This window comes from Terrisporobacter muris (genome assembly GCF_024621905.1).
Lineage (GTDB): Bacteria > Bacillota > Clostridia > Peptostreptococcales > Peptostreptococcaceae > Terrisporobacter > Terrisporobacter muris.
In genome coordinates, this window is record NZ_JANKBY010000171.1 from 1 (window position 1) to 7533 (window position 7533).

Consider the following 7533-nt stretch of genomic DNA (forward strand, 5'->3'; position numbering starts at 1 on the left):
CGATCTTTATACCATGTCAAGTATCAACAAAAAAAGATGCAAACTTTTTATAGTCTGCATCTTTTTACTTATTGTTGTCCATATTCAACCTTTTTAAAATCACCCTTATTTATAACAACTTCATAACCAATTTTTTTCATATTTTCTTTCAATATATTTAGATTTTCTCCTGCATCATCATCATTAATTGCTTTATTATCATATAACATATATTTTTTTCTAACTGAAAGTGGAGATAAATTAGGCATAACTACATTCGCCCCAGCCATTACCCCTAATTGTTTACCTTCACCACTAACTGTTCCTAATGCTGTTGTAGCTGGCAAAAGTGCATTTGGTAGCATAATGCGGCATAAACTTAATAAAAATAAGGTTGTATCCACACTACCTGCTGGAAATTCTTTAAATGGTGTATCTTTATGAGGTATAAAAGGTCCTATACCTATCATTTCAGGTTCAAATTCACCTATAAATACCATATCTTTAGCTAAATGATTAATAGTTTGATATGGAGAACCTACCATTAATCCACATCCTGTTTGATATCCGATCTCTTTTAGTTCTTCTAAACATTTTATTCTATGCTCCCACGAAAGTTCCGATGTATGAAGCTTATTATAGTGCTCTTTATCTGCTGTTTCATGACGTAATAAATATCTATTTGCTCCAGCTTCAAAAAATTTTTCATATGAATCCTTACTTTTTTCTCCAATAGAAAGTGTTATAGCACAATCAGGATAATTTTCATGTATTTCTTTTATTATGTCCAACATGAGCTCATCATCATAAAACGGGTCTTCTCCTCCTTGTAAAACAAAGGTCCTATATCCATATTTATAACCTTCTTCACAACAAAGTAATATATCCTCTTTTGAAAGTCTATATCTAGAAGCACATTTATTACCTCTTCTTATGCCACAATAGTTACAATTATTTTTACAATGATTAGTAAATTCAATTATTCCACGAAAAAATATTTTATTGCCAAAGTTTTTATTCGATATCTCTCTCGCTAATTTTGCTGCATAATCTTTATCAGCTTCTGTATATGCACTAAGTAGTTGTTCCCATTCATGAATATATAGTTTCTTTTCCCCATTTAATTTTTCTATTAAGTCTTTATTAGTCAACACCCTCTCCCCTTTCCACTTACAAATAATCTCCTTTGAAATTAATCAAAGGAGATTATTTGTTATAATAAATTTTCTTTATATTCATTTTCTTTAAAACCAATTAAAACCTTTTTGCTATCTACTAATAATGGTCTTTTTATCAATTTTCCATCACTAGACAATAACTCAAGCATTTCATCTTCACTTGCTGTTTTTAATACTTCTTTAAGACCTAGTTCTCTATATCTAACACCACTTGTATTGAAAAATTTTTTTAATTCATGTCCACTTTCTTCATAAATCTTTTTCATTTCTTCTTTTGTCGGTGGTGTATCAATTAAATCTATTTCTTCAAAATTTATATTATTATCTTTAAGCCATTTTTTAGCTTTGTTTGCTGTAGAGCATTTTTTGTATCCATAAAACTTCATATTTCAATTCCTTTCCATCACTCTTTATAAAAATTCACTTCGTTCATGTCGCCAACGAGATGCCTTCGCTCCGCTTCAGTCAACTCCGTTGCTCAAGAAATTCCATGGTACCAATTCCACTTCTCCATAAGATCTTTCTTTTAATCTATTGGAGTACTCACCTTTGTAGTTTATTAGATGTAATATAACTAATTCAACATATCTTATGGCAATTTGAATTATATTCCACATATCTTCCACATGAAGAGTTGCTCTATTTCTTTTTCTACTTGGATGAACTATTTTATTTCTAAAGTATATAATTAAATCTACACCATCTAAAAATTTATTTTGAATATATTCATCAAATAAATAAAGCTCTTCCTTTCCAATAGGAATTTTACAACTGTTTAGTAAGATTCTAATATTTGTTGATGATAAATTTTCATCAAATTCCTCATCACTTAAAATCTTTTGTTGCTCAACTAAAACCACATATGATAAAGTTTCAAGTGCAATTTGCATGGATATGATATTGTTTTCTATTGTAGTATTACCCAATGTTTCTATATACCAATCAATAACTTGTTTGATAGCATGACCATAGTATATATCATTTAATCTTTTGCACATTAAAGTCATATATTTTTCTATATTATGATTATTCGCTATGGTATCCTTCCAGTTAGGTACAAATCTAAAAGGACTTACTATGCACTCTCTACATAATCTAAATATGTTATTGTTTAGCTCATATCCCTTAACTATGCATATATCCACATATCTACCGCACATAAAACTAAGTGCCATAGATATATTATCCAACACATCGTTTATATTATTTGTCTTAAATAAACTTCCATCTTTCTTTTTCATTCTTCCGATATGAGTAATTATAGTACCAGATTTATCTTTTAGATTACGATTTAATTCCTTTGTAAAATCATACCTTTTATCAATGGTTATCTCTAAATCGCCTATATTAAATTCCATTCTCCCAGCAAATAATTTATCCTCGTGCATTATAAGCTTGCCTGAATATCTATCAAGATTTACTATGTAAAAATCTATACTATCAACAAAATAATTTTTAGACTTAATATACCCGTCATTAATATATCCTTCTAATATTAAATCATTTGATACTGTTACGGTTACATTGATTGGCTTATATCCATAAACCTCTAATATAGCATTATCATAATCTAGTGTTATATCTACATCATAATCTTTTCTTGATAAAACTTTTCCTTTAAAATTTATAGACATGGGAGTGGTCATTTTATAAAATACTTTTCCGTAGCATTTATATTTTTTGTTATATAAGTAAACACAAAATCTTCCTTCATGGATACTAATATCTTCGCTTACATCGTAATCCAAATAATCTAAAGATATAGCATCTTTAAGTGATTTCATAACTACTCCACCTTTTCTTATATATTGAATTTTATTATATCATAATAAATATATCCATTGTTGATAAAATTCTATTTTATATACAAGAACAGACTAGAAATAGCTCTAATCTGTTCTATATACTTAGCATTTAACTAAACATTCCTTTTTATTTTCATCAGGTTCTTTAACTTTATAATCATTAATATTTATATAAGCCCTTTCACTATTGTTCATTGTCTTAAATGCCTTTGATAACATTAACTTTATTCTATTAATTTGATTTACTTCACTGGCAGATGGGTCATAATCTACAGGAATTATATTGGCATCTTTATATCTTCGTTTTAACTCCTTAATAGAACCCTTCCCAATTATATGATTTGGTAAACACCCAAAAGGTTGCATACAGATTACATTTTTCACCCCATCTTCAATTAGTTCTATCATTTCTCCTGTTAATAACCAACCTTCTCCTGTCTGATTTCCAATAGACACTACTTCAGAAGCCTTTTTAGCCAAGTCTCTAATATCATTTGGAGGAGAAAATCTTTTACTTTCTTTTAATGCTTTTATATAAGTTTTTTGATATAAATTTGCAATTCTTATAAACAATTTTGCACCTATAATTGATTTTTTGCTTCCTTCTAGATACTTACTCTTATAAAGGGTATTTATAGACCAAGCAGTAAAAAAGTTAATAAGTTCTGGCATTACTGCCTCTGCTCCTTCTTTTTCTAATATATCTACCACATTATTATTTGCTGTTGGATGAAACTTAACTAAAATTTCTCCAACTAACCCCACACGAGGCTTTACAATATCTAGTATTTCTAAATTATCAAAATCTTTGACTATATTTCTTATATTATTTTTAAACTCTGAGAAACTTCCATTTCTCACAGACTCCTTACATTTAATTACCCATTCATCATAAAGTTTGTTTGTACTACCTTTTATGGCTTCATAAGGTCTTACTCTATAAACCACCTTCATTAGTAAATCTCCATAGACGGCACTCATGATAGCCTTATGAAGTAGTTTTAATGATATATTGTCCTTAATTCCATTGTCTTCTATGTTGTTTACACTCAGTGATATTACTGGTATATCCTTAAAACCTGCCTCATATAGTCCTTTTCTTAAGAAACCAATATAGTTGGTAGCTCTGCATCCTCCACCCGTTTGTGTAATAACTACAGAAGTATTTTTTAAATCGTATTGTCCTGATTTTAAAGCTTTTATTAACTGACCTATTACTATTATTGCTGGATAACATGCATCATTATGTACATATTTTAGTCCTTCTTCTATAACTTCTCTATTAGTATCTTGTAGTATTACAACATTCCAACCAGAAGAGTTAAAAGCTTCTTGTACAAACTGAAAATGTATTGGAGACATTTGTGGTGCAAGTAAAGTGTGCTTTATATTAAGTTTTGTATTTTTAACATAAGGAATTTTCTTAACTTCTATATTCTCTGCCTTTATGTTATTTTCTTCTCTTTCTTTCATGGCTGCTTTTAGTGATCTTAATCTTATTTTTGCTGCTCCCAAGTTATTTCCTTCATCTATCTTTATAACAGTGTAAATTTTTGATTTTTCACTTAAAATTTCTTCCACTTGTTCTGTAGTTACTGCATCTATACCACAGCCAAAAGAGTTTAACTGAACTAATTCTAGATTATCAAAATTTCTTACAAATGATGCTGCCTTATATAATCTAGAGTGGTATACCCATTGGTCAACTACACGAAGAGGTCTATCTAGATTAGCAAGGTGGCAAACACTATCTTCTGTAAGTACAGCCATGTCTAAGGAGTTGATTAACTCTGGTATTCCATGGTTGATTTCTGGATCTAGATGATAAGGTCTACCTGCCAAAATAATTCCTTTTAAGTTATTTTTATTTATATGTTTTAGTGCATCTTCTCCTGCTTTTCTTACTTCACTTTTAAAATTATTTTCTTCATTTGTAGCTTCATCTACGGCCTTAAATACCTCTGACTTTGTAATATCCTTAAAGTTTTCTTTAAGAACTTCATATAACCTACGTTTTAATCTTTCTTTATTATTTAAACTTAAAAAAGGATTAATATAATGAATATTTTTTGTTCTTAAATCTTCTAAATTATTTTTTATAACTTCAGAGTAAGATATTACTACAGGACAATTGTAGTTGTTATCTGCTGTTTCATCCTCTTTATATTCGTGAGTAACTGCCGGATAAAAAATAGTTTTTATTCCTCTATCAATTAAACTTTGAATGTGACCATGAACCATTTTTCCAGGATAGCATACTGTTTCAGAAGCTATGGAATCTATTCCTTTTTCATATAATTTTTTTGATGATCTTTCTGATAATAATACCCTAAATCCTAAAGACGTAAAAAATGTATACCAAAATGGGTAATCTTCATACATATTTAAAACTCTAGGTATTCCAATTTCTCCCCTCTTCGCTTCTTCTTTACTTAGAGGTTTATAATACTTGAATAATCTATCATACTTAAATTTGAATAAGTTAATAGGATTTTCTTTATGTTTTTTTATACTTTTATCTCCATTTAAAAAAGCTCCATTTTCACATCTATTTCCTGATATAAAAACTTCATCTTCAGAAAATTTATTTATTGTAAGCAAGCATTTATTTGAACAACCTTTACATCTTTTCACTGTAGTATCAAGTTTTATATTATTAAGTCCCTCTAAATTTAATAATTGACTTTCATAATTTTCCTTATAGTTAGCTTTTGCTATTAAAGCACAACCAAAAGCCCCCATTAAACCTGCAATATTAGGTCTAATAACTTCTCTTCCTGTTAATTTTTCAAAAGCTCTAAGTACTAAATCATTATAAAAAGTACCACCTTGCACAACTATATTATTTCCAAGTCTGCTAAAATCCCTTATCTTTATAACTTTAAATAAAGCATTTTTTATTACTGAATAAGAAAGTCCTGCAGATATATCAGCTAAGGTAGCTCCTTCTTTTTGTGCTTGTTTTACCTTTGAATTCATAAATACTGTACATCTAGAACCTAAGTCCACAGGATTTTTTGCGAATATTCCCACATGGGCAAATTCTTCTATAGTCATTGATAAGGATTTTGCAAAAGTCTCTAAAAATGATCCACATCCTGAAGAACAAGCTTCATTTAGTATTATGCTATCTATTACTCCATTTTTTATTTCAAGACATTTCATATCTTGACCACCAATATCTAAAATAAAATCTACATCATTATTAAAATATTTTGCTGCTTTATAATGAGCTATAGTTTCTATTTCTCCAAAATCAACTTTCAATGCTTTTTTAAGTAATGCTTCTCCATATCCTGTTACACAAGAAGAAAGTATTTTCATTCCTTTTGGCAAAACTTTATATATATCTTTTAAAACTCTTATGGAAGTCTCCAAAGGACTACCTTCATTACTACTGTAATAAGAATATACTAAATTTCCATGTTCATCTATTAATGTGGCCTTTGTGGTAGTTGAACCTGCATCTATTCCCAAATAAACATTTCCTTTTATTTTATTAATATCTACTTCTTCAACGGAATTTTTTTCATGTTCATGTACAAACACTTCGTATTCATTATAGTCTTTAAATAAACAATCTAGGCCCTTATTTCCCCCAATATCAATATTCTCAATTGCTTCTAATCTATTTAATAAATCATTTAGCATTAAAAACTCTTCATCTTTTGACAATAAACTTGCCCCCATAGCTATGTATAATTGGGCGTCTTCTGGAAAAATTATGTCTTCATCCTCAAGTTTTAATACATTTTGGAATGCCTTTCTAAGCTGAGATAAAAAATATAAAGGTCCTCCTAGAAAAGCAACTTTTCCTTCTATTTTTCTTCCACAAGATAATACACTTACTGTTTGAACTACAACGGCATTAAATATGCTCATAGCTATATCTGCTTTTTTTGCACCATCATTTATCAATGGTTGGATATCTGTTTTTGCAAAAACACCACATCTTGAAGCAATAGGGTATATAATATTATAATCCTTTGCCATTTCATTTAATCCCTCAGCATCTGTTTTTAAAAGTGTCGCCATCTGGTCTATAAAAGCACCAGTTCCGCCAGCACATATTCCATTCATTCTTTGGTCAATTCCACCACTTAAATATGTTATCTTTGCATCTTCTCCACCTAATTCTATTACAACATCTGCTTCTGGATGAAATGTTTCTATCGCTTTTGTTGATGAAATAACCTCTTGAATAAATTTTAAATTTAGATGATTGGATATATCTATTCCTCCAGATCCTGTCACCACTACTGATACACAAATATCTCCTAATTTCTCATAAATATTTCGTAGTATTTCTTTAACAGCTTTTTTAACATCTGAAAAATGTCTTCTATATTCCTTATAAATAGGTATATCATCATATAAAATTACAGTTTTTACTGTTGTTGATCCTACATCTATTCCCATATTGTATGTCTTCTTCATAACTATCCCCCCATGACATATAAATCCCGCTCATATTTCATGTATACTAAAATTTTTATTACGATTTCTATAGTATAAATTATAAGCCAAAACTGTACATATCTAATAATGTTAATTAAATTTTAATATAATAT

Annotated in this window: 4 protein-coding genes; all 4 read right to left on the reverse strand. The window is 29.0% G+C overall.

Annotated elements, in window-relative coordinates:
* Positions 1–68 precede the first annotated feature (68 nt).
* Entirely contained in the window at positions 69–1130 is a 1062-nt protein-coding gene (hydE, locus tag NSA58_RS12635; protein ID WP_039681456.1) for a [FeFe] hydrogenase H-cluster radical SAM maturase HydE, read from the reverse strand.
* 62 nt (positions 1131–1192) lie between these two features.
* Positions 1193–1543, reverse strand: coding sequence for an arsenate reductase family protein (locus NSA58_RS12640; protein WP_039681455.1), 351 nt, complete (start codon positions 1541–1543; stop codon positions 1193–1195).
* Positions 1544–1618: 75 nt separating this feature from the next.
* On the reverse strand, positions 1619–2941 hold the full coding sequence (locus tag NSA58_RS12645) for a hypothetical protein (RefSeq protein WP_039681454.1): 1323 nt from the start codon (positions 2939–2941) through the stop codon (positions 1619–1621).
* Positions 2942–3064: 123 nt separating this feature from the next.
* Positions 3065–7399 carry a 2-hydroxyacyl-CoA dehydratase gene (locus NSA58_RS12650; protein ID WP_074429846.1) on the reverse strand — a complete coding sequence of 1445 codons (4335 nt, stop codon included), beginning with the start codon at positions 7397–7399 and terminating at the stop codon, positions 3065–3067.
* Between the last annotated feature and the right edge of the window lie 134 nt (positions 7400–7533).

Coding starts and splice junctions, on each gene's coding strand:
- NSA58_RS12640 (WP_039681455.1), bottom strand. CDS start 1,543: ATGAAGTTTTATGGATACAAAAAATGCTCTACAGCAAACAAAGCTAAA.
- NSA58_RS12645 (WP_039681454.1), bottom strand. CDS start 2,941: ATGAAATCACTTAAAGATGCTATATCTTTAGATTATTTGGATTACGAT.
- NSA58_RS12650 (WP_074429846.1), bottom strand. CDS start 7,399: ATGAAGAAGACATACAATATGGGAATAGATGTAGGATCAACAACAGTA.